The following is a 24,015-nucleotide window of genomic DNA, read 5'->3' as shown; positions in this document are numbered from 1 at the left end:
TTTTTTGGCCCTACAACCCCTAATGATCCCCCTTAAAGGGGCCCCTACACAGGGAAAACCCGCCCCCTTGCCGAGGGCGGGTTTTCCTTTCAAGAATTGCTTCTACAATTTCCCGAGGTCATTGTTGATGAATTCGAGAAGCGCGTCGTCGTCGGCGAATTCGAGGCCGCCGGCCGGCGCCGGGACCGCCGCCGGTTCGGCGTACCGGCTCAAGAGAGCCTGCAGCCGGACGGTCAGCTCCCCGCGCGTCAGCCGGTCGGGTTCGCCGCCGGCCAGCGCCGTCTCCAGCCGCTCGAGTTCGGCCAGCACGCTGGGGGTGCTGTCCCCCAGCTGCGCCCGCAGGTGCTCGGCGAGCGCGGTCGTGTTGGGGTGGTTGAACACGAGGGTGGCGGGCAGTTCGAGCCCGGTCTCGGCGGCGAGCCGGCCCCGCAGCTCGACGGCGGTGAGCGAGTCGAACCCGAGCTCGGTGAAGGCCCGCTTGGGATCCACGGCGGCGGTCGTGGCGTGCCCCAGGACGTGCGCGGCCTCGGTCCGGATGAGGGTGACGAGCTCGGCGAGCTGATCGGCCGGCGAGAGCCCGGCGAGCTTCGTCCGGAAGCCGTCCCCCTGGTCGACGGCCTTTTGCGGCTCCTCGACCCGCGCCTCGGGCAGCTCGGCGAGCAGGCGGCTCGGGCGTGTGGCGGTGAAGGCCGGGACGAACCTGGCCCAGTCGACATCGGCGACGACGACGTTCTCGTCCCCGGCCCGCCGCAGCGCGGCGAGGGCTTTCTCGGGCGCGAGGGTGGCGAGCCCACGCCGCCGGAGGTGCTCCTGGGCGGCCGGATCGGCGGCCATCCCGCCTTCGGCCCAGGGGCCCCAGGCCACGGAGGTGGCGACCCGGTCGCGTGCCCGACGCTGGTTCGCGAGTGCGTCGAGTTCGGCGTTGGCCGCGGCGTAGGCGGTCTGGCCGCCGCTGCCCCAGACTCCCGCGATGGACGAGAAGAGGACGAAGGCTTCGAGGTCGTCGCCGAGGAGTTCGTCGAGGTGCCGGGCCCCGGCGACCTTGGCTTCCCGGATCCGGTGGAAGCCGGCGTCGTCGAGGTCGGCGAACGCGGTGGCCTGGCTCACCCCGGCGGCGTGGACGACGGCGGTGATCTCCGGGAGCCGTTCGAGGGTCCGGGCGAGGTCGGCGCGGTTGCCGACGTCGCAGGCCAGGACGGTCGCCTTGGCTCCGGCGGCGCGCAGCTCGTCGGCCAGTTCTCCGGCCCCGGGTGCCGCCGGGCCGCTTCGGCTCAGGAGGACGAGGTGTTCGGCGCCCGCCCCGGCGGCCCAGCGAGCGACGGTCGCGCCCAGTGCACCGGTTCCTCCGGTGATGAGGACGGTTCCCCGCGGGCTCCAGGCCGGCGCGGTCAGCGGGGCGCGGACGAGACGACGGGCGAAGACGCCGACGGGGCGGAGCGCGAGCTGGTCTTCGCCGGCGCCGGCCTGGCCGGCGATGATTGCCCGGAGGCGGCCGACCTGGTGCTCGTCGGGGACCGCCGGCACGTCCACCAGGCCACCCCAGTGGTCCGGGGTCTCCAACGCGAGCGCCCGACCGAAGCCCCAGAGCGCGGCCAGGCCGGGGTCGCCGGGGCTGTCGTCGCCGGGGACTTCGACCGCGCCGAGCGTCACGCACCACAGGGGCGCGGTCACGCCGGCCCTGGCCAGCTCCATGGCGGTGACGAGCGCGTCGTCGCCCGGTGCCGCGATCAGGACGACCCCGTCGGCCGCACCGAGCTCGTGCGGCTCGACGACCGGGACTCCCAGCGCATCGGCCCAGCGCCGAGCCGCTCCGGAGGCAGCCACGGCCACGTGACTCCCGGCGGTCGCCGGGGTGGGCTCCGCGATCGGGAGCCAGGTCACCCGGTAGCGCCAGGAGTCCGCCACCGCGGTCTCGGCACGGTCGCGACGCCACGAAGCCAGCGCCGGCAGCACCTTCGCCACGTCCGATTCCGGCACCCCGGTCCCAGCCGACAGACCGGCCGCGTCCGCGCGGTCCACGGCCGCCCAGAACTGGGCGTCGACCTCGCCGCCGACCGGGCGCGAAGCCGGGGTGGGCCAGAACCGCTCGCGCTGGAAAGCATACGTGGGCAAGGGAATCCGGTGGCCGGGCAGCTCCGCCCAGTCGACCGGGACCCCGGCGGCGTGGAGCCCGGCCAGTGCGGTGAAGAACGTTCGTTCTTCGTCGCGGTCCCGCCGCAGCGCGGGAATCGCCGTGCCGGGGACCATCGAACTCAGCACCCCGTCCGGACCCAGCTCCAGGAACACCCCTACGCCGGCAGCCTCCAACGTCGAGACGCCGTCGGCGAATCGGACCGCTTCCCGCACGTGCCGCACCCAGTAGTCAGCCGTGAACGGCTCCGCGAGAGCACCGCTCACATTCGAGATCACCGGTATTGCCGCCGGGTGGTAGGTGAGCGTCTCGGCGACCGCGCGGAACTCGTCCAGCATCGGATCCATCAACGGCGAGTGGAACGCGTGGCTCACCGTGAGACGCTTGGTCTTGGGGAACTCCGCCGCGATCTTCAGCACCGCGGCCTCGTCACCGGAGATGACCACGGACTCGGGACCGTTCACGGCCGCGATCGAGACGCCCTCGGTCAAGACGATCGCGGACTCGGGGGCGGCGATCGAGACCATCGCCCCACCGGCGGGCAGGGCCTGCATGAGCGAGGCGCGGGCCGAGACCAGCCGGCAGGCGTCCTCAAGGGACAGCACCCCGGCCACGTGAGCAGCCGAAATTTCGCCGATCGAGTGGCCGGCCACGAAGTCCGGGCGGACACCGAAGGACTCGGCCAACCGGAACAGCGCCACCTCGATCGCGAACAACGCGGGCTGCGTGAACTCCGTGCGGCTGAGCAGCTCGGCGTCGTCGAAAGCCGTCCGCAGGTCCGGGAACCGGGCGCACACATCGTCGAAAGCCGAGGCGAACACCGGGAACCGCTCGGACAGCCCCCGCCCCATCCCGGCCCGTTGCGCGCCCTGACCGGTGAACAGCACCGCGAGCGGGCCAGGCGCGGCGTCCCCGCGCACCACGGACGGATCCGACGCACCCTCCGCCAACGCCGTCAACCCGCGAACCAGCTCAGCGTCGTCCGAAGCGACCACGACCGCCCGCCGCGGCAAGGCCGCACGGCCCGTCGCCAGCGAGAAAGCCACGTCCGGCAGCGCACCGCGTTCACCGGCGAGCAGCCGCCGAGCCAACGCACGCACACCTTCCTCGGTCTGCGCCGAAACCGGCACCGGCAGCACCCCGACCGGCGCCGTGTCGTGGACGACGGCCTCCTCGGGCGCCTGCTCCAGGATCGTGTGCGCGTTGGTCCCCGAGATCCCGAACGACGAAACACCCGCTCGCCGGGGACGGTCCGACAGCCACTTCCGCGGCTCGGTCAGCACCTCCACCGCACCCGACGTCCAGTCCACATGGGACGAAGGACGGTCCACGTGCAGCGTCTGCGGCAGCACACCGTTGCGCATCGCCATGACCATCTTGATGATCCCGGCGACCCCGGCGGCGGCCTGCGTGTGCCCCAGGTTCGACTTCACCGAACCCAGCAGCAGCGGCGTCGAGCGATCCTGACCGTAGGTCGCCAGCAGCGCCTGCGCTTCGATCGGGTCACCGAGTTTGGTCCCGGTGCCGTGTGCTTCCACTGCGTCCACTTCGGACGGAGCAAGACCCGCATCCGCCAAAGCAGCGCGGATCACCCGCTGCTGCGACGGACCGTTCGGCGCCGTCAAGCCGTTCGACGCACCGTCCGAATTCACCGCCGAACCCCGCACCACGGCCAACACCTCGTGACCGTTGCGCCGCGCGTCCGACAACCGCTCCACCAGCAGCAAGCCGACGCCTTCGCCCCAGCCGGTGCCGTCCGCGCCGTCGGCGAACGCCTTGATGCGGCCGTCCGGGGCGAGGCCGCCCTGCCGGTCGAACTCCACGAACGCGCCCGGGGTCGACATCACCGTGACACCGCCCGCGATGGCCATCGAGCACTCGCCCGCCCGCAGCGCCTGCCGCGCCCAGTGCACCGCCACCAGCGACGACGAACACGCCGTGTCCACGGTGACCGCCGGGCCTTCCAGCCCGAACGAGTACGCGATCCGGCCGGAGACGACCGCCGCCGCGTTGCCCGTGCCGACGTAGCCGGCGACGTCGTCGCCCGCGTCGGTGAGCAGCGCCGGGTAGTCCTGGCCGTTGGTGCCGGCGAAGACGCCGATGCGCTCGCCGCGCAGCGAACGCGGGTCGAGGCCCGCGCGCTCGAACAGCTCCCACGTCGTTTCCAGCAGCAGCCGCTGCTGCGGGTCCATGGCGAGCGCCTCGCGGGGCGAGATGCCGAAGAGGCCGGCGTCGAAGTCCGCGGCCCCGCTCAGGAATCCGCCCGGCCGGACGGCGGCGAGGCCGGACGGCCAGCCGCGGTCGGCGGGCGGGGCGGACAGCGCGTCGGCGCCGCGCGCGACGAGGTCCCACAGGTCTTCCGGCGACCGGACTTCGCCGGGGAACCGGCACGCCATGGCCACGATCGCGATCGGCTCGTCGTCGCTCGCGGCGACCGCGGCCGGCGTGCTCACGTCCGGCGCCGAACCGGCGAGCAGGCCGTGCAGGTGCCGGGCGAGGGTCGCCGGGTCGGGGTGGTCGTAGGTGAGGGTGGCGGGCAGGTCGAGCCCGGTCGCGGTGCGCAGCCGGTTACGGAGCTCGACCGCCGACAAGGACGTGAACCCGAGGTCGCTGAACGCCCGGTCGCGGTCGACCGCCGCGGCCGAAGCGTGCCCGAGCACCGCGGCGACGTGCTCGCGGACGAGGTCCAGCACCCCGGCGGCGGTGCGTTCGACGACGACGGGCGCCTCGGCGGCCGGCGCCAGCTCGGCGAGCAGCGGACTCGGCCGGGCCGCGGCGAACGCCCGGCCGAACACCGGCCAGTCGACGTCGGCGATCGCCACGGTCGTGTCCCCCGCGGCGAGCGCCCTACCGAGCGCGGCGAGCGCGAGGTCCGGATCGAGCGGCCGGAGCCCCGCCGCACCGAGGCGGGCAGTGACGCCGTCGTCCGCCATCCCGCCGCCGGCCCATGGCCCCCACGCCACGGCCAGCGCGGGCTGCCCGGCGGCACGGCGCGCCTCGGCCAAGGCGTCGAGCTGGGCGTTGGCGGCGGCGTACCCGGCCTGCCCGGCCGCGCCGAGGGTGCCGGCGAGCCCGGAGAACAGCACGAAGGCGTCGAGGTCGTGGGTCAGTTCGTCGAGGTGCAGGGCGCCGGTGACCTTGGCCGCCTCGACCCGCGCGAGGCGCTCGGGGGTCAGCGTGTCGAGGACGCCGTCGTCGAGCACGCCCGCGGTGTGCACCACGGCCCGCAGGTCGGGGATCCGGTTGAGGAGGGCTTCGACGGCGTCCCGATCGGCGACGTCGCAGGCCTCGATGACCGTCGGGGTCCCGGCCGCGGTCAGCTCGGCGGCCAGTTCGGGCGCGCCTGGGGCGTCCGGACCGCTTCGGGAGGTGAGGACGAGCCGTTCGGCACCGTTCGCCGCCGCCCACCGCGCGGCGCGGGCGCCGAGCGCGCCGGTGCCGCCGGTGATCAGGACGGTGCCGCGCCACCGCCAATCGCGCGCGGTGTCGGCCGGGGCGGGCACGAGCCGGCGCCCGAAGACGCCGGACGTGCGGATGGCCACCTGGTCCTCGCGCCCACCCAGCACGGCGAGGAGCTGTCGGGTGGTGTGTTCGTCCGGTTCGGCGGGAAGCTCGACGAGTCCGCCCCAGCGTTCGGGAACTTCCAGCGCGGCGCTGCGGCCGAGCCCCCAGATCCCGGCTTGGGCGGGGGTGTCGCTGGTCAGGCACCAGAGCGGCGCGGCGATTCCCGCGTCACCGAGCGCTTGGACGAGGGCGGTGGTCGTGGCGACGTCGCCGCCGACGGACAGGACACCGGTCCATGCCTGATCGGCATCGTTCAGCTGATCGGTCAGCGCGGTGACGAGTTTTCCCGCCGTGCTCGGGGACGCGGCGCCGGTCCCCGCCGAGGCAACCTCGCGCAAGCGGTCCGCCAGCTCGGCGCGGGACTCGCCAGCGGTGGTCAGGGACACGACACCGGTGAGGAGCTCACCCAGGCGAGCGGCGGTTTCGTCGCCCGCCGGGGCAACCAGTAGCCACCGCCCGGGGTTGCCGGCGGCGGGGGTGAGCGGGGTCCACTCGGCGCGGTACCGCCAGCCGGCGACCGTCCGGTCCCGACGGCTGCGGTGCCGCCACGCCGACAGCGCCGGGCGCACCGCTTCCGCGAGGTCCTGCTCGAGGCCGAGTGCGATGGCGAGGTCGCCCGTGTCCGCGCTCTCGACCGCCGTCCAGAACGCCTTGTCCTCAGTGGACACCTCGGCAGTGCCGGTGAGCCAGTAGTGCTGCCGCTGGAAGGCATAGGTCGGCAGGTCGGCATGCGTTTCGGCGGGCAAGAAGGCGGTCCAGTCGACGTCGACGCCGTGGACGTGAACGGTGCTCAACGCCGAGAGCAGTGCTCTCTCATCATCCCGATCTCGTCGCAGAGCACTGATCGCGGTTCCGTCGACCATCGCGCTGAGCACCCCGTCCGGACCCAGCTCGAGGAAGATCTGCGCGCCTTCGGCTTTGAGGGTGGCGATGCCGTCGGCGAAGCGGACCGCTTCGCGGACGTGGCGGACCCAGTAGTCGGCGGTGAACGGCTCGGCGAGAGCACCGCTCACATTCGAGATCACCGGGATCGTCGCAGAGCGATGCTCCAAACCCTCGGCGACCGCGCGGAAGTCCTCGAGCATCGGGTCCATCAGCGGCGAGTGGAACGCGTGACTGACCTTGAGACGCCTGGTCTTCGGGAACTGCGCGGCGATCGCCAGGACCGCGGACTCGTCGCCGGAGATGACCACTGACTCGGGCGTGTTTACCGCGGCGATGGACACGCCCCCGGTCAAGACGATCTCGGACTCGGGAGCGGCGATCGACACCATCGCGCCACCGGCGGGGAGGGCCTGCATGAGCGAGGCGCGAGCGGCGACCAGGCGGCATGCGTCCTCGAGGGACAGGACCCCGGCCACATGGGCGGCGGAGATCTCGCCGATCGAGTGACCCGCCACGAAGTCCGGGCGGATGCCGAAGGACTCCACGAGACGGAACAGGGCCACCTCGACGGCGAACAACGCCGGCTGGGTGAATTCCGTGCGGTTGAGCAACTCGGCGTCGTCGAGGGCCTCGCGGAGCGAGGGCTCGAAGTGGGCGAGGACGGCGTCGAAAGCGGCGGCGTAGACGGGAAAGCGCGCGTAGAGACCGCGACCCATTCCGACCCGTTGCGCGCCTTGGCCCGTGAAGAGCACCGCCAGCGCACCCGGCGTCACACTGCCGTGCACCGAAGTCGGGGAACTGCCCCCGGAAGCGAGGGCCGCCAGCCCGGCCCGCATCTCGTCCGCCGAGGCACCGACCACGACGGCGCGGTCCTCGAACGCCGTGCGGCCGTTGAGCAGCGCCGCGCCCACGTCCGGAAGGCCGGCGTCGGCAAACGGAACGAGTGCCGCCGCCTGCGCACGCAAAGCGTCCGCGCCACGGGCCGAGATCAGCCACGGCACCGGACCCGTCACCTCGGTCGGCGAAGGCGCCGCGGACTCCACCTCTTCGAGGATCACGTGCGCGTTCGTCCCGGAGATCCCGAACGACGAAACCGCCGCGCGGCGCGGCCGGTCAGCAGTCCACTCACGCGCCGAAGTGAGGAGCTCCACCGCGCCGGCCGTCCAGTCCACTTGCGACGACGGCTCCTCGGCGTGCAAAGTGCGCGGCAGCAGGCCGTGGCGCATCGCCATGACCATCTTGATCACGCCCGCCACCCCGGACGCCGACTGCGTGTGCCCGATGTTCGACTTCACCGACCCCAGCCACAACGGGGTCGAGCGGTCCTGGCCGTAGGTTTCGAGCAGCGCCTGCGCTTCGATCGGGTCGCCGAGCGAAGTACCCGTGCCGTGCGCCTCGACGACGTCCACGTCCGATGTGGACAGTCGCGCCGCGGCGAGGGCGGCGGTGATGACGCGGCGCTGGGAGGGGCCGTTGGGGGCGGTGAGGCCGTTGGACGCGCCGTCGGAGTTGACCGCCGAACCGCGCAGGACCGCCAGGACCGGGTGGCCGAGGCGCCGCGCGTCCGACAGCCGTTCGACCAGCAGCATGCCGACGCCCTCGGCCCAGCCGGTGCCGTCGGCGGCGTCGGCGAACGCCTTGCAGCGACCGTCCGCCGCCAGGCCGCCCTGCCGGTCGAACTCGGCGAACGTGCCCGGGGTGGCCATCACGGTCACCCCACCGGCGATCGCCAGGGTGCATTCACCGCGCCGCAACGCCTGCGCGGCCAGGTGGAGGGCGACCAGCGACGACGAGCACGCCGAGTCGATCGTGACCGACGGCCCCTCCAGCCCGAGGTGGTAGGACAGCCGCCCGGACAGCACGCTGCCCGCGGTCCCGGTGAGCAGGTAGCCCGCGACCTCTTCGTTGTCACCCGCGGACGTGCCGTAACCGGAAGCCGCGCCGCCGACGAACACACCGGTACTGCTGCGCTTCAACGACTTCGGCGCGATCCCGGCCCGCTCCAGCAGCTCCCACGACGTCTCCAGCAGCAGCCGCTGCTGGGGGTCCATCGCGAGGGCCTCGCGGGGCGAGATGCCGAAGAAACCGGCGTCGAATTCGCCTGCCCCGTAAAGGAAACCGCCCTGGAACGAACCAGCGGGCCAGCCGCGGTCGGCCGGGAAGCCCCCGATCGCGTCGGTGCCGGATTCGACCAGCTGCCACAGGTCTTCGGGCGAGCCGACGCCGCCGGGGTAGCGGCAGCTCATGGCCACGATCGCGACGGGCTCCCGGTCCCGGGCCTCGACGTCGGCGAGCCGGTCGCGGGTGTCCTTCAGATCGGCCGTGACGAACTTGAGGTAGTCACGGAGTTTCTGCTCGTTGGCCATGGCCGCCCCACTGTCTTTCACGAGGTCCGGAAGGTGTTGTCGATGAAGTCGAAGAGCTCGTCGTCGCTGGCGCCGCCGAGGTCGGTGCCGCCGGTCTCGCCGGACAGGTCGCTCCAGCGCGCGAGGAAACCCTTCAGGCGCGCGGTGACCTCGCCGCGCGCGGAAATGCCGTCCAATTCGGACTCGGTGACGGTTTCGAAAGCGGCTTCCAGCCGGTCGAGCTCGTCGAGGAGCCGGACGCCGCCCGCCTCGCCGCCGCCCAGCCGCCGGTCCAGCTCCTCGGCCAGGTCGGCCGCCGTCGGGTGGTCGAAGGCCAGCGACGCCGGCAGGCTCAGCCCGGTTCCGGTGGCGAGCCGGTTGCGCAGCTCGACCGCCATCAGCGAGTCGAAACCGAGCTCCTTGAAAGCGCGTTCCGGCCCGATCGCCTGCGCCGAGTGCCCGAGGACGCCCGCGACCTGGTCGAGGACCAGGGTGAGCAGCGCCTTCGGCCGGTCCTGAATGGACATCGAAGCGAACCCGGTCTCCTCGGGCTCGGCCTCGGTGAGCACGGCCCGCACCGCCGGGAGGTCGGCCAGGACCGGCCGGGGCCGGGCCGCGGTGAAGACCGGCGCGAACTTGGCCCAGTCGACGTCGGCGACCACGACGGCGGTGTCGTCCGTCGCGAGCGCCCGGCGGAAGGCCGTGACGCCGAGCGCGGGTTCCATCGGCGGCAGGCCGCGTCCGCGCAGCATCCGCACCGCGCCGTCGTCGGCCGCCATCCCGGATTCGGCCCACGGGCCCCACGCGATCGCGGTCGCGGTGAGCCCGCGGCCGCGGCGTTCTTCGGCGAGCGCGTCGAGGAACGCGTTCGCCGCACCGTAAACCGCCTGCTCACCGCTGCCCCACACGCCGGAGATCGAGGAGAACAGGACGAACGCGTCGAGGTCGCGGTCGCGGGTCAGCTCGTCGAGGTGCCGGGCGCCGGCCACCTTGCCGGCCAGCACCGCGGTCACCTCCCCGGGCGTGATCGCGGTGAGCGGGCCGTTCTGGCCGGTGCCGGCGGCGTGCACGACCGCGGTCAGCGGCAGGTCGGCCGGGATGGCCGCGATGACCTTCTCGAGGGCGTCCCGGTCGGCCGCGTCGCAGGTGGCGAGGGTGACGCGGACGCCGAGGGCGGACAGCTCCGAGGCCAGCTCGGCGGCGCCCGGTGCCTGGGCGCCGCGACGGCCGGTGAGCACGAGGTGTTCGGCTCCGGTGGCGGCGAGTTCACGGGCGACCGCGGCGCCGAGCGCACCGGTACCGCCGGTGATCAGCACCGTGCCGCGCGGGCGCCAATCCCGCGTCTCCCCGGGCGGGGCGGGCGCGAGCCGGCGGGCGAAGACACCGTCCGGTCGGAGGGCAACCTCGTCCTCGGTGCCGTCGGCGAGCACGGCCGCGAGCCGGGCTCCGGCCGCCGCGTCGAACGTCTCGGGCAGGTCGGCGAGGCCGCCCCAGCCGGACGGCAGCTCGAGGGCCGCGATCCGGCCGAAGCCCCAGGTCGTGGCCTGGCCGGGCTGGGTGACGTCCTTGGCCGCGCCCTGGGTGAGGCACCACAGGCGGGCGGGGATGCCGGAGTCGGCGAAGGCCTGCGTGAGCGCCAGGTTGGCGGCGAGCCCGGTCTCCGCGTCTTCTCCGATCGCCAGCAGGGACACGACTCCTTCGACGTCGGCGTGGTCGCGGAGCAGGGTCGTCAACGCGGCCCTTTCGCGGCGGCCGGACTCGACGATCGGCTCGGCGCCGTGCGCTTTCAGTGCCTGGGCGACCTGCTCGGCGAGCTCGTTCGTGCCGAGGATGAGCCAGCGACCGGTCAGGCGTCCCGTGGTCTCGGCGAGCGGTCGCCAGGTGACGCGGTAGCGCCAGGCGTCCACTGTGGACGATGAGCGCCAGCGGTCGAGGGCTGCCATGGCCTGGTCGTCGAGTCCGAGGTCGCCCGCGTCGACTGCGGCCCAGAAGCCGCTGTCGCTTTCGGTCTTTGCCGCGGGTTCGAGCCAGAACCGCGACCGTTGGAAGGCGTAGGTCGGCAGCGCGGTCCTTCGGGCCCCTTCGAGCAGGGCGGCGGTGTCGAGCGGGAAGCCGGCGACGCGGAGGCGGGCGAAGGCCGTGACCAGCGCGCGGGGCTCGTTCTCGCCGTCGCGGAGCGTCGGGACCGAAGGGAGATCAGTGCTCTCGGCAGCCATCGCGGACAGCACGCCGTCGGGGCCGAGTTCGAGGAACGTGCTCGCGCTTTGCTCGGTGAGCGTGTGCACGGCGTCGGCGAACCGGACGGCTTCGCGCACGTGGCGCACCCAGTACTCCGCGGTGTACGGCTCGGCGAGAGCACCGCTCACATTCGAGATCACCGGTATCTGCGCCGGGTGGTACGTGAGGGTTTCGGCGACCGCGCGGAAGTCGGCGAGCATGGGGTCCATGAGCGGCGAGTGGAAGGCGTGGCTGACGCGGAGCCGCTTGGTCTTGACCCCGCGGGCGGCGAACTCGGCGGCAATGGCGAGCACGGCGGTTTCGTCGCCGGAGATGACGGTGCTGCGAGGACCGTTGACCGCGGCGATGCCGACACGGTCGCCGACCAGCGCGGCCCGGTTGCCGACCTGCTCAGCTCGATCGCCGGGCAGTGCGGCCCCGGCGCCGACCTTCTCGGCCCGGTCACCGGCAGGCTCAGCCCGGTCGGCAGCCGGCTCAGCCCAGCCACTGGTCAGCTCGGCGCGATCCCCAGCCAGCTCAGCCCGGCCGCCGGTCAGCGTGGCCTCGTCTGCCAGCTCGGCCCGCTCGCCGACCAGCGTGGCCCGGTCATCGGCCAGTGCGGCCCGGACCTCGGCCTCCGGAGCGGCGATTGCCACCATCGCGCCGCCCTCGGGGAGGGACTGCATCAGGGTTGCGCGGGCGGTGACCAGCTTGCACGCGTCGGGCAGTGAGAGCACCCCAGCGACATGCGCGGCGGCCAGCTCGCCGATCGAGTGTCCCGCCACGAAGTCGGGCCGGACTCCCCACGACTCGACGAGCCGGAACAACGCGACCTCGAGGGCGAAGATCGCGGGCTGCGCGTAGCCGGTCCGGTCGAGCAGATCCGTCTCGATCACCTCGGCCAGCGGCACGTCGGTGTCGAGCAGGGCGCAGGCCTCGTCGAACGCCGCCGCGAACACCGGGAACCGGGCGTACAGCTCGCGGCCCATTCCGGCCCGCTGTGCGCCCTGGCCGGTGAACAGCACCGCCAGGCGGCCGGGGGCGCCGGTGCCGGTCAGGGCGCCCGGGTCGGCGTCGGCGATCGCGGCCAGTCCAGCCAGGAGTTCGGGGCCGGTCTCGCCGATGACCGCCGCGCGGTGGCCGAGGTCGGCGCGGGTGGTCGCCAGGCTCAGTGCGACGTCGGCGGGGACCTCGTCGCCGAGGAATCCGTGCAGGCGGGCGGCCTGTGCCCGCAGTGCCGCCGGGCTCTTCGCCGACAACACCCACGGCACCGGGCCGGAAACCGGCGCGCGATCCTCGGTGACGGCGTCCGGTGCCTGCTCCAGGATCGTGTGCGCGTTGGTGCCGGAGATGCCGAACGACGAAACACCCGCCCGCCGGGGACGGTCCGACGGCCACTCGCGCGGCTCGGTCAGCAGCTCCACCGCACCCGAAGCCCAGTCCACATGCGACGACGGCGTGTCGACGTGCAATGTCCGGGGCAGCAAACCATGGCGCATCGCCATCACCATTTTGATGACGCCCGCGACCCCGGCGGCGGCCTGGGTGTGTCCCAGGTTCGACTTCACCGAACCCAGCAGCAGCGGCGTCGACCGGTCCTGACCGTAGGTCGCCAGCAGCGCCTGCGCTTCGATCGGGTCACCGAGTTTGGTGCCGGTGCCGTGCGCCTCCACCGCGTCCACTTCGGACGGAGCCAAGCCTGCGTCGGCCAGCGCGGCGCGGATGACCCGTTGCTGCGACGGGCCGTTCGGCGCCGTCAAGCCGTTCGACGCGCCGTCCGAATTCACCGCCGAACCGCGCACCACGGCCAACACCTCGTGACCGTTGCGCCGCGCGTCCGAGAGGCGCTCCACCAGCAGCATGCCGATGCCTTCGGCCATGCTGGTGCCGTCCGCGCCCTCGGCGAACGCCTTGATCCGGCCGTCTTCGGCGAGACCGCGCTGCTGGCTGAACGCGAGCAGGACGCCGGGGGTCGGCATCACCGTCACGCCGCCGGCGAGCGCCAGGTCGCATTCGCCGCGCCGCAGGGCCTGCACTGCCAGGTGCAACGCCACCAGCGACGACGAACACGCCGTGTCCACCGTCAGCGAGGGACCTTCCAAACCGAACACATAGGACAGTCGGCCCGACGCCACCGACGACGTCCCGCCGGTCATCAGGTGCCCTTCGAGGCCGTCGGTCGCCGCGCCCGTGCCGTAGCCGGACGTCGCCGCGCCGACGAACACGCCGGTCCGGCTGCCCCGGGCCGACGTCGGGTCGATGCCGGCGCGCTCGAAGGCCTCCCACGTCGCTTCGAGCAGCAGGCGCTGCTGCGGGTCCATGGTCAGGGCCTCGCGCGGCGCGATCTCGAACAGCTCCGGGTCGAAGCGGTCGGCGTCGCGGACGAAACCGCCGTTGCGCGTGTAGATGCGGCCGGGCGTGCCGGGTTCCGGGTGGTACAGACCATCGAGGTCCCAGCCGCGGTCGGCGGGGAACGGCGTGATCGCGTCGACGCCACCGTCCACAAGGGACCACAGGTCCTCCGGCGACGCGACCGAACCCGGGTAGCGGCAGCTCATCGCCACGATGACGACCGGGTCGTCGCCGGATGCCGCGGTCACGACCTGCGTCGGCTGTTCCGCGGCGGCACCGAAGAGCTCGGTCCGCAGCAGGGCCACGAGCGCCGCCGGGGCCGGGTGGTCGAACACCAGCGTCGCCGGCAGGCGCAGGCCGGTCGCGGCGCCGAGCCGGTTGCGCAGCTCGACGGCGGTCAGCGAGTCGAAGCCGAGTTCGGCGAAGGAGCGGCCGGGCTCGATCTCGTCGGCGGTGTCGTGGCCGAGCACCGCGGCGACGTGGTCGCGGACCAGCTCCAGCAGCCGCCGGTCACGCTCGGCGGCGGGCAGCGTCTGCAGCCGGGAGGTCAGTCCGCCGTCGCTCGACGCGGTCGTGGTGGCGGCGCGGCGGGTGGCGCGGACGAGCCCGCGCAGCAGCGGCGGCACCGGACCGTTCGACGCCGAGAGGTCGAGCCGGGCCGGGATCGCCAAGGTCTCGCCGCGGGCGATGGCCGCGGCGAACAGGGCCAGCCCGTCGGCGTCGGACAGCCCGGTCATGCCGCCCCTCGACATCCGCGCCAGGTCGGTGGCGCCGAGGTGGCCGGTCATGCCGCTGGCCTCCGCCCACAGGCCCCAGGCCAGGGAGACTCCCGGCAGGCCGAGCGCACGCCGGTGCGCGGCCAGTGCGTCGAGCGCGGTGTTGGCGGCCGCGTAGTTGCCCTGCCCGGCCGTGCCGAACACGCCGGCCGCAGCCGAGAAGAGCACGAACAGCGCCAGGTCCATGTTCCGCGTGAGCTCGTGCAGGTTGACGGCGGCGTCGACCTTGGGCCGCAGCACCTCGTCGAGGCGGGCCGGGTCGAGGCCGGTGAGCAGGCCGTCGGCGAGGACGCCCGCCGTGTGCACGACGCCGGTCAGTGTGCGGCCGGCCAGCAGCTCGGCCAGTGCGTCGCGATCGGCGGCGTCGCACGCGGCGATCGTCACCTCGGCGCCCAGCGCGGTCAGGTCGTTCGCGAGTTCAGTCGCGCCCGGCGCGTCCGGGCCGCGGCGGCTGACCAGCAGCAGCCGCCGGACGCCGTGCGCGGTCACGAGGTGGCGCGCGACGCGGGCGCCGAGCGTGCCGGTGCCGCCGGTGACGAGCACGGTGCCGGCCGGGTCGAGCGGGCGCGGCAGCGTGACGACGTTCTTGCCGACGTGCCGGGCCTGGCTGATGAACCGGAACGCCTCCGGCACCTGCCGCAGGTCCCAGGTGCGCCGCGGCAGCGGGGTGAGTCCGCCGGCTTCGAACAGCCCGGCCAGTTCACGCAGGATCTCCTGCAGGCGTTCGGGTCCGGCTTCGATCAGGTCGAACGCGCGGTAGAGGACGCCTTCGTGGACCCGCGCGACTTCGGCGGCGTCGCGGAGGTCGGCCTTGCCCATCTCGACGAAGCGGCCGCCGCGGGGCAGCAGCCGGAGGGAGGCGTCGACGAACTCGCCGGCGAGGGCGTCGAGCACGACGTCGACGCCGTGCCCGTTGGTCGCCTTGCGGAAGTGATCCTCAAAGGACAGTGACCGGGAGTCTCCGATGTGGATGGTGTCGAGACCCATTTGCGTCAGCACGTCGTGCTTTCCGGTGCTCGCGGTCGCGAAGACCTCGGCGCCGTGGTGGCGGGCGAGCTGGACGGCCGCCATGCCGACGCCGCCGGCGGCCGCGTGCACGAGTACGGACTGGCCCGCTTCGAGGCCGCCGAGGTCGAACAGGCCGTAGTAGGCGGTGGCGAACGCGACCGGGATCGATGCGGCTTCGGCGAAGCTCCAGCCGTCCGGCATCGGGGTGACCAGGCGGTGGTCGGTGACCGCGACGGGACCGAGTGCGCCGGTGAACAGGCCGGTCACGCGGTCGCCGGCGGTCAGGCCGCGGACCTGTTCGCCCGTTTCGAGGACGGTGCCGGCGGCCTCGCCGCCCATCAGGGCCTGGCCCGGATACATGCCGAGGGTGATCAGGACGTCGCGGAAGTTCAGGCCGGCCGCGCGGACCTCGACGCGGATCTCGTCGGGCCCGAGTGCGGCTTCGGCTTCCGGCGCCGGGAGGGTGGTGAGGCCGTCGAGGGTGCCGGTGCCGGTCGTGCCGACGCGCCAGGCGCCGGGCAAGGCCAGTTCCGGGCATGCCTGCCCAGCGCCGGGCAGGGTCAATTCCGTGGCCGGGCGAGCCAGGCGCGGGACGAGCACTGTCCCCGCGCGGGCGGCCGACTGCGGTTCGCCGGACGCCAGCGCGGTGCCGATGGCGGCGGCCGCGTCGGAACGGTCGTCGAGGTCGAGGAGCACGAAGCGGTCGGGGTTTTCCGACTGAGCCGAACGGATCAGGCCCCACGCCGGGGACTGCGCCAACGCGGGCACCGGGTCGCCGGGCAGGGCAGCGAGCGCGCCGGTGGTGAGCACCACCAGCCGGGCCGCCGCGAACCGGTCGTCGGCCAGCCACTCCTGCGCGGTCGCGAGGACGTGCGCCGCGACCGCGTGCGGGTCGGTGCCGGTGACCGGCAGGACCACCGCGGCCGGCACCTCGGCGAGGTCCGTCAAGGATCCGGTCAGCCACGTGAATCCGGGCGCTTCGCCGGTCGTGGTGACCGGTGTCCACTCGGTGCGGAAGAGGGCGTCCGGCACGTCGTCCACTGTGGACGCGGTCTGGAACGCCAGCGAGCCGATGCTTGCCACCGGGTGGCCGGCCGGGTCGCTGGCCACGACCGACACCGCGTTCGGACCCGCCTGGCTCAGCCGCACGCGCAGGGCGCTCGCCCCGGTGGCGAACAGGCTCACGTCGGTGAACGCGAACGGGAGGCGGGCCTGGCCGTCGTCGGGGAAGAACCCGCCGAGGCCGAGTGCGTGCAGGGCGGCGTCGAGCAGAGCCGGGTGCACCGCGAACGCGTCGGTTCCCGGCAGCTCCACCTCGGCGAAGACGTCTCCGTCGCGGCGCCACGCGGCGCGCAGGCCGCGGAAGGCGGGTCCGTAGTGGTAACCGGCGTTGGCGAGTGCGGTGTAATGGGCCTCGACGTCGAGCGCCTCCGCGCCGGCGGGCGGCCAGTCGGGCAGGGGCTCGGCTTCCGGGGCGCCGAGGGCCAGGACGCCTTGGGCGTGCCGCGTCCAGCGGGCGCCGGGTCGGTCCGGGCGGGAGCTGATGGTCAGGGCGCGGCGGCCGTCCTCGGCCGGTGCCTCGACGACGAGCTGGAGCTGGACGCCGCCGGTGGTGGGCACGGCCAGCGGCGCCCCGAGGGTGAGTTCTTCGACGGTGCCGCAGCCGGTGTGGTCGCCCGCGTGGATGGCGAGTTCGGCGAACGCCGTGCCGGGCAGCAGCGCGGTGCCGAGGACCTCGTGGTCGGCGAGCCAGGGGTGCGTCTGCCGGGAGAGCCGTCCGGTGAGGACGAGCCGATCCTCCTCGGCGAGGGTGACCGCGGCGCCGAGCAGGGGGTGCTCGACGGGGCCGAGGCCGAGCCCGGCGGCGTCGCCGGTGCGGGTGGCCGGGCGGGGCCAGTACTGCTTGCGCTGGAAGGCGTACGTCGGGAGGTCGACGACCCGGGCGTTCCGGAAGGCCGGGGTCCAGTCGACGGTGACCCCGTGGACGTGCGCCTCGGCCAGCGCGGTGTGGAAGCGGGTCAATTCCCCGTCGTCGCGGCGCAGACTTCCCAGTGCCACAACGTCTTCGCCCAGCGCCATCGTCAGGACCGGGTGCGGCGAGGCCTCGATGAACGTGCCGAAGCCCTCGCTCTTCAACCGCTCGACCGCGGTGTCCAGGCGGACGGTGCTGCGCAGGTTGGTGTACCAGTACTCGGCGTCGACGCTTTCGTTCCACTCCCCCGTCACCGTTGAGATGAAGGCGATCTCGCCCACGCGAGGAGCGATCGGGGCCAGCACGTCGAGGAGTTCGTCACGCAGCTGCTCGACCTGCGCCGAGTGCGACGCGTAGTCCACTGGGACCCGCTTGGCGCGGATGCCGTCGGCTTCGCAGGAGGCGATCAGCTCGTCGAGCGACCGCGGCTCGCCGGAGACCACGACCGCGGCCGGGCCGTTGACGGCGGCGATCGAGAGACCGTCGGTCAGCCGTTCTTCGACGGCTTCGCGGGAGGCGGCCACCGAGACCATCCCGCCACGGCCGGCCAGCGCGAGGATCGCCTTGCTCCGCAGAGCAACCACGCGGGCACCGTCCTCAAGGGACAGCGCACCCGACACCACCGCGGCGGCGATCTCACCCTGGGAGTGGCCGACGACGGCGTCCGGGACCACGCCGAACGAGCGCCACAACTCCGCCAGCGAAACCATCACCGCGAACAACGCGGGCTGCACGACGTCGACCCGGCTCAGCGCCTCCGCGTCGGCGAGCACGTCACGGAGCTGCCAGTCCACAAAGGAGTCCAGCGCAGCCGCGCACTCGTCGAGGCGGGCGGCGAAGACCGGCGAAGACTCCGCGAGTTCGAGTGCCATTCCGGCCCACTGGGAGCCCTGACCGGGGAAGACCAGGGCGACCTTGCCCGGCGCCCCGGCCACGCCGGTGACGACGTTCGCCGCCGGGGTACCCTCGGCCAGCGCAGTCAGGCCCTCGGCGAAGTCGCCGGTCACGACCGCGCGGTGCGGCAGGGAAGCCCGGGTGGCGACCAGGGAGAAGCCGATGTCCGCCGGAGTACCGGCCACCCCGAGCAGAGCCTGCGCCTGGCCGCGCAGGGCATCGGCCGAACGAGCCGAGAGCACCCACGGAACCGGGCCTGACTCAGCGGCAGGCGAAAGCTCCTGCTGGGAAACGGCTTCCAGTACGGTGTGCGCGTTGGTGCCGCTCATGCCGAACGACGAGACCGCGGCCCGCAGCGGCCGGTCGGCCGTCCACTCGCGCGACTCGGTCAGCAGCTCGACGGCACCCGCCGTCCAGTCCACGTGCGAAGAGGGCGCGTCGACGTGCAGCGTCCGCGGCAGCACGCCGTGCCGCATCGCCATCACCATCTTGATCACGCCGGCGACGCCCGCGGCGGCCTGGGTGTGGCCGATGTTGGACTTCACCGAGCCGAGCCACAACGGCGTCTCACGGTCTTGGCCGTAGGTGGCCAGGAGCGCCTGGGCTTCGATCGGGTCGCCCAAAGTGGTTCCGGTGCCGTGGGCTTCGACCACGTCGACGTCCGAAGTGGACAGACCGGCGTCGGCCAGTGCCGCGCGGATGACGCGCTGCTGGGCCGGGCCGTTCGGCGCGGTGAGGCCGTTGGACGCGCCGTCCTGGTTGACCGCCGAGCCGCGGACCACGGCCAGCACGCGGTGTCCGTTGCGCTCGGCGTCCGAGAGCCGTTCGAGCAGGACCAGGCCCGCGCCTTCGCCCCACGCCGTGCCGTCCGCGGCCTCGGCGAACGCCTTGCAACGACCGTCGGTGGCGAGGCCGCGCTGGCGGCTGAACTCCACGAACGTGCCCGGCGTCGCCATCACCGTGACGCCGCCCGCCAGCGCCATCGAGCATTCGCCGAGCCGCAGCGACTGGACGGCCAGGTGCAGCGCGACCAGCGAAGACGAGCACGCCGTGTCGACCGAGACGGCCGGGCCCTCCAAGCCGAAGGTGTAAGAGAGCCGGCCCGATGCGACGCTCGCCGCGTTGCCGGTCGCGATGTGGCCTTCGAGGGTGTCGGCCGAGCCGAGGAGCAGCGTCGTGTAGTCGTGGCTGTTGGTGCCGGCGAACACGCCGGTCCGGCTCCCCCGGACCGAAGCCGGGTCGATGCCCGCGCGCTCGAACGCCTCCCACGTCAGCTCCAGCAGGAGCCGCTGCTGCGGGTCCATCGCGAGTGCCTCGCGCGGCGAGATGCCGAAGAACCCGGCGTCGAAACCGCCTGCCGCGTCGAGGAAAGCGCCTTCGGTGACGCTGACCGAGCCGAGTCGCGAGGGGTCGGCGTCGTAGAGGTTTTCGAGGTCCCAGCCGCGGTCGGCGGGGAAACCGGAGACCGCGTCCGCGCCGCCGGACACCAGGCGCCACAGGTCTTCCGGCGACGCGATCCCGCCCGCGTACCGGCAGCTCATCGCGACGATGGCGATCGGCTCGTCGGCCGCCGCGGCCGTTTTCGTGGTGGTTTCGGTGACGGCGTCGCCGAGGACACCGGCCCGCAGGTGACCGGCGAGCGCGGCCGGCGTCGGCCAGTCGTAGACGAGCGTCGCGGGCAGGGCGAGCCCGGTCTCCGCGTGCAGGGCGTCCCGCAGCTCGATCGCGGTCAGCGAGTCGAAGCCGATCTCCTGGAACGCGCGGTCCGGCGCGACGGCGGCCGCGCTCGCGTGCCCGAGCACCGCGGCGGCCTGGTCACGGACGAGCTGCAGCAGCACCTCGTCGGCGACCGCCGGGGTCAGGCCGCGCAGCCGGCCGACGAGACCACCGGTCGCGGGGGTTTCCGGCGCCGGGACGGCGTCCGGGATCCCGGCCAGCAGCGGGCTCGGCCGCCGGGAGGTGAACGCGGCGGCGAACCGGGGCCAGTCGACGTCGGCGAACGTGACGTTCGTATCGCCGCCCGCGGCCCGCAGGAGCGCCGTCACGGCCACGCCCGGCTCCAGTGCGCGCAGACCACGGCGGAGGAGGTAGTCCTCGGCGTCGTTGTCGGCGGCCATCCCGCCGTCGGCCCACGGACCCCACGCGACGGCCGTGGCGGCCAGCCCGCGGGCGCGGCGGCCTTCGGCGAGCGCGTCGAGGAAAGCGTTTGCGGCGCCGTAGAGCCCCTGCTGCCCGCTGCCCCACACCCCGGCGATCGAGGAGAACAGGACGAACGCGTCGAGGTCGGCGTCGGCGAGGAGTTCGTCGAGGTGGCGGGCGCCGGTCACTTTGGCCGCCCACTGCTCGGCGACCGCGGCGCTGTCCACTTCGGACAGCAGCGCGGACCGCACGACGCCCGCGGTGTGCACGACGGCGGTGAGCCCGGGACTGACGCGCTCGATCAGCTCGGCCAGGAACTCCCGGTCGGCGACGTCGCCGGCGGCGAACGTCACCCGCACGCCCAGCTCGTCGGCCAGCTCGGCCGCGCCGGGTGCGTCGGCGCCGCGGCGGGAGACCAGCACCAGGTGGTCGGCACCGTCCCGGGCGAGACGGCGGGCGACCTGGGCGCCCAGCGCGCCGGTCCCGCCGGTGACGAGGACCGTGCCACGCGGGGTCCACGCGGGAGCGGCGACCGGCTCGGCGGGCTCCAGCCGCCGCCCGAAGCTGCCCTCCGCGCGCACGGCGACCTGGTCCTCGTCGCCGCTGAGCAGTGCCAGGAACCGTGCCGCGACGTCTTCGTCCACAGTGGATGGAAGATCGATCAGGCCGCCCCAGCGCTCCGGCAGTTCGAGTGCGGCCGCGCGGCCGAGACCCCAGATCGCGGCCTGATCGGGGTCCGGCGCGGGGTCGGTTCCGGTGGCGCGGACGGCTCCGGTGGTGACGCACCACAGCGGGGCGTCGATCCCGGTGGCACCGAGTTCGCGCAGGAGGTCGACGGTTCGCTCGAGCCCGGCACCGCTGAACACGGCGACCGGATCGATGTCACCGATAGGGCCGTCGAGGCGGATGACCCGGCCGTTCCAGTTCTCGAGGACGGCTTCCAGCTGCGGGGACGGGTCGATGACGAGGCAGTCGCCCTGCGGTGCCGGGACGTCGGTGGCGGTCAGCGGTGTCCAGGTGACCCGGTAGCGCCACGCGTCCGCGGCCGTGGCCTCTTCACGGCGTCGCCGCACGGCCGCGATGGCGGGGCGCAGGGTGTGTTCGGGCAGGCCGAGTTCGGCGGCGAGCGCGGGGACGTCGACATCGGCCTGCGGTGCGGGCGTGGGCCAGAAGCGTTCCCGCTGGAAGGGGTAGGTGGGCAGGTCGATCCGCGGGCCGGTGGGCAGGTAGGCGGCCCAGTCGACGGCGCCGCCGTTGACCCACACCCCCGCGAGGGCGGCGAGCAGGGTCCGTTCCTCGTCGCGGTCACGTCGCAGGGCCGGGAAGGCCGTGCCCGGCACCATCGCGCTGAGGACTCCGTCCGGTCCCAGCTCCAGGAACGTGTGGACGCCTTCGGCTTCGAGGGTCGCGATTCCATCGGCGAACCGGACGGCCTCGCGGACGTGGCGGACCCAGTAGTCGGCCGTGAACGGGTCGGCGAGAGCACCGCTCACATTCGAGATCACCGGGATCGTCGCAGAGCGGTAGTTCAACGTCTCGGCGACCGCGCGGAAGTCCTCGAGCATCGGGTCCATCAGCGGCGAGTGGAACGCGTGACTGACGGTGAGGCGCTTGGTCTTGGGGAACTGCGCGGCGATCGCCAGCACGGCGGCCTCGTCGCCGGAGATGACGACCGACTCGGGACCGTTCACCGCGGCGATCGAGACGCCCTCGGTCAGCACGATCTCGGACTCGGGGGCGGCGATCGAGACCATCGCGCCACCAGTGGGCAGGGCCTGCATCAGCGACGCCCGCGCGGCGACCAGGCGGCACGCGTCCTCGAGGGACAGGACACCGGCAACGTGCGCGGCGGAAATCTCGCCGATCGAGTGCCCCGCCACGAAGTCCGGGCGGACGCCGAACGACTCGACCAAGCGGAAGAGCGCGACCTCGATGGCGAACAGCGCGGGCTGGGTGAACTCGGTGCGGTTGAGGAGTTCGGCGTCGGTGAGGGCGGCGCGGAGGGCGGGGTCGAAGTGGGCGAGGACGGCGTCGAAAGCTTCGGCGTAGACCGGGAAGCGGGCGTAGAGGTCTTGGCCCATGCCGGCCCGTTGCGCGCCTTGGCCGGTGAACAGCACTGCCAGCCGGGAATCCTCGCGGACCTCGCCGGTGATCAGGTTCGGTTCGAGGACGACGGCGCGGTGCTCGAACGCCGTCCGGGTGGTGGCCAGGGTGCGGGCGATGTCAACGGGGTCGGCCGTCACCGCGTCGAGCTGGGAAATCTGCGCCTGAAGGGCTTCCGGGGTCTTCGCCGACAGCACGAACGGCGTGAGGGTGCCCATCGGTGTCCCGGCGGGCACCGGCTCGGCGGGCGGAACGGCTTCCAGGATCGTGTGCGCGTTGGTGCCGCTGACCCCGAACGACGACACCGCGGCTCGCCGAGGCCGGTCGTCCGAAGGCCATTCGCGGGACTCGGTCAGGAGCTCGACCGCGCCCGCCGACCAGTCCACATGCGACGATGGCGCGTCGACGTGCAACGTCCGCGGCAGGACACCGTGCCGCATCGCCATGACCATCTTGATGATCCCGGCGACACCCGCCGCCGCCTGGGTGTGCCCGATGTTCGACTTCACCGAACCGAGCCACAGCGGCGTCGAACGGTCCTGGCCGTAGGTGGCCAGGAGTGCCTGCGCTTCGATCGGGTCGCCGAGGGTGGTTCCCGTACCGTGCGCCTCGACGACGTCGATGTCCGAAGTGGACAAGCGGGCGCTGTCGAGGGCCGCGCGGATCACGCGTTGCTGGGACGGGCCGTTCGGCGCGGTCAGGCCGTTGGACGCGCCGTCGGAGTTGACCGCCGATCCCCGGACCAGGGCCAGGACTTCGTGGCCGTGGCGCTGTGCGTCGGAAAGGCGCTCCACCAGGAGCATTCCGACGCCTTCGCCCCAGCCGGTGCCGTCGGCGGCCTCGGCGAACGCCTTGACGCGGCCGTCCGGGGCGAGCCCGCGCTGCTTGCTGAACTCGACGAACGTGCCGGGGGTGGCCATCACCGTCGCGCCGCCGGCGAGGGCCAGGTCGCACTCGCCCTGCCGCAGCGCCTGCACGGCGAGGTGCAGGGCGACCAGCGACGACGAACACGCCGTGTCGACGGTCAGCGACGTGCCTTCGAACCCGAACAGGTACGACAGCCGCCCGGAAACGACGCTCGCCGCGTTGCCGGTGCCGAGGTAGCCCTCGACGTCCTCGGCCGACGAGCGCAGCAGGGTGAGGTAGTCCTGGCCGTTGGAGCCGACGAAGACGCCGGTCCGGCTGCCCCGCACTGAAGCCGGGTCGATGCCGGCGCGTTCGAAGGCCTCCCAGGACGTCTCGAGCAGGAGCCGCTGCTGGGGGTCCATGGCGAGGGCTTCGCGCGGCGAGATCCCGAAGAAGCCGGCGTCGAAGAGGTCGGCGTCGTGCAGGAAAGCGCCTTCTCGCGCGTACGTCGTGCCCGGGCGGCCTTCGTCGAACAGCGTCGCGGTGTCCCAGCCGCGGTTGGCGGGGAACGCCGTGACGGCGTCACCACCGCGGGCCACCAGGTCCCACAGCCCCTCGGGCGAGCGCACGCCACCGGGGAACCGGCAGGCCATCGCGACGATGGCGACCGGCTCGGTCGCGGCCTCGACGAGCTGCCGGTTCTGCCGCCGCAGCCGCTCGGCCTCCTTGACGGAGGCGCGCAGCGCGTCGAGCACCTTCTCAGGCGTGGCCATGGTTTCAGCT

2 protein-coding genes are annotated in these 24,015 nt (G+C 73.4%); both read right to left on the bottom strand.

The genetic code is table 11. The features are described 5' to 3' along the window. Positions 1–102: 102 nt before the first annotated feature. Positions 103–8,946: a type I polyketide synthase gene (locus MUY14_RS02820; protein ID WP_247020484.1), complete on the bottom strand. Its 8,844-nt coding sequence runs from the start codon at positions 8,944–8,946 to the stop codon at positions 103–105. A 17-nt stretch (positions 8,947–8,963) separates the two neighbouring features. Further along, a complete protein-coding gene (locus MUY14_RS02815; RefSeq protein ID WP_247020482.1) occupies positions 8,964–24,005 on the bottom strand; it encodes a type I polyketide synthase in 15,042 nt (5,013 codons plus the stop codon). Positions 24,006–24,015 lie beyond the last annotated feature (10 nt).

Source organism: Amycolatopsis sp. FBCC-B4732, from assembly GCF_023008405.1.
Classification (GTDB): domain Bacteria; phylum Actinomycetota; class Actinomycetes; order Mycobacteriales; family Pseudonocardiaceae; genus Amycolatopsis; species Amycolatopsis pretoriensis_A.
This window is presented reverse-complemented; position numbering and strand designations above follow the sequence as displayed.

Coding starts and splice junctions, on each gene's coding strand:
- MUY14_RS02815 (WP_247020482.1), bottom strand. CDS start 24,005: ATGGCCACGCCTGAGAAGGTGCTCGACGCGCTGCGCGCCTCCGTCAAG.
- MUY14_RS02820 (WP_247020484.1), bottom strand. CDS start 8,946: ATGGCCAACGAGCAGAAACTCCGTGACTACCTCAAGTTCGTCACGGCC.